The organism is Psychrilyobacter sp., assembly GCF_049671765.1.
Classification (GTDB): Bacteria; Fusobacteriota; Fusobacteriia; order Fusobacteriales; family Fusobacteriaceae; genus Psychrilyobacter.
Window position 1 is genome coordinate 1 of record NZ_JBATVM010000327.1, and the last position, 1,659, is coordinate 1,659.

2 protein-coding genes are annotated in these 1,659 nt (G+C 31.0%); both read right to left on the reverse strand.

The window, feature by feature from the left end; all coding sequences use genetic code 11:
* A partial coding sequence (locus tag WBG30_RS15140; protein ID WP_424505490.1) for a hypothetical protein occupies positions 1-179 on the reverse strand: 179 nt, incomplete at its 3' end.
* 260 nt (positions 180-439) lie between these two features.
* Positions 440-1,396 carry a hypothetical protein gene (locus WBG30_RS15145; RefSeq protein ID WP_424505489.1) on the reverse strand — a complete coding sequence of 319 codons (957 nt, stop codon included), beginning with the start codon at positions 1,394-1,396 and terminating at the stop codon, positions 440-442.
* Between the last annotated feature and the right edge of the window lie 263 nt (positions 1,397-1,659).

A 1,659-nucleotide genomic window follows, 5' to 3' on the forward strand; every position in this document is an offset into this window, starting at 1 on the left:
TCTTCCGATCTGATATCACCTATTTTTTTTATATTAGACCTATCCTCATAGGTTCGAGGGAAAAAACATATCAAATCCATGATGGTATTTATTCCTAAATTTTTTAAAGAAACTATAGTTTTTTCTCCTACACCCTTTATATCTAAAGTTTCTATTTTGTTGTATAATTTTTTGTACATATCATACCCCTTTCGATAGTTTTTTCTACCTATCTTACTTTGGTTTCCTTAGCGAAGGGAGACCATAAGAAGGAAGAGTTAGGTTTTTCTTACTCTCCTAACCTTACCCTCTCCGGTCCTAGCGGACACCCTCTCCCTCATAGGGCGAGGGACCTATTCTATTCTACTTCAATTTCTCCCTACGAGGGTCTACATTTAAAATCAAGTTTTAAGTAAACTTGATTTTAATACTCGTAGAATCCCATAAAAAGGAAGAGGGTCTATTTCCCTTCCAATTCTTTTAATTTTTGTTCTACTTCTTCCAGACTTTCTTTGTACATTATAGATTTGGGATTTAATTTAATTTTTTCTTTATAATTTTTAATTGCCTCTTCAAAATGTTTTTTTGCTCCTATACAATTTTTTTCTTTTTTACTATCTCCCCATAATTCATATGCAAGACCTAAAAAGGCATATCCACGATTTTTTTTAGGTTCTAATTCATTTATTTTATTAAAGTTCGGTATTGCTTCTTCATATTTTTTTTCATTTAGTAAATAAATACCTAATTCAAAATAAATTTCAGCCTTCTTAGGATATTTTTTAACTAGTTTTTTCAACTCCTCAATTTTATCCTCATTTTTACTTCTATTAATTGCTATTGCAAATTCAGTATTATATTCAACTTCTTTTAGCTTTTCATCCATTTCTTTATTTGTCTGTTCTATAGTTTCATACAATTTTAAAGTTTTTCTTTCCACCTCTTTTTCTTGTTCCACTGCCTTTTTTTTCAACTCTGCATTCTCTGTCAACATTCTTTCCATTCTTTTGTCTAATTCTTTGGTTACCTCTTCTTTTTCCTCTTTTAATTTTTTGTCATTATTATTCTTTATATACCATGTAGAACCTAATAGAGCAGTCAATAAAATAGATACTATAACTCCAACTCTTTCAATTAACCATTTTGTGTCTGTAAGTGCACTATCATAATACTGCACAGAGTTTTGATAGATCTGATCCACATTATAAGTTAATCCTAAATTATTCTCTCCTTTATCTTCTAACTCCTCAATCTTTTCACTCAAATCATCTATCTTATTATTTGATCTTATCAACTGAGTTTTCAAAAAATCAATTTCTTCCCTCTGAATAACTTCGTACGATTTCTTGGGTTCTATTTTCTCTTCTCCGAAACACATAAAACTCACTAATAAAAATAACATCATTATTTTTTTCAACTTTAACTCCTCCTGTTTTCTTCAATCTTACCCTCTCCGGTCCTAATGGACACCCTCTCCCTCATAGGGCGAGGGACCATTATCTTATAATTACTGTTCTCATTCTCTACTTCGGTTTCTCCCTACGAGGGTCTACATTTAAAATCAAGTTTTAAGTAAACTTGGTTTTAATACTCGTAGAATCCCATAAGAAGGAAGAGGGTCTTAGAAGATCATTCTATTTCCACCCCTAACTTCCACATCACTTTTTCTATGTTATTGAG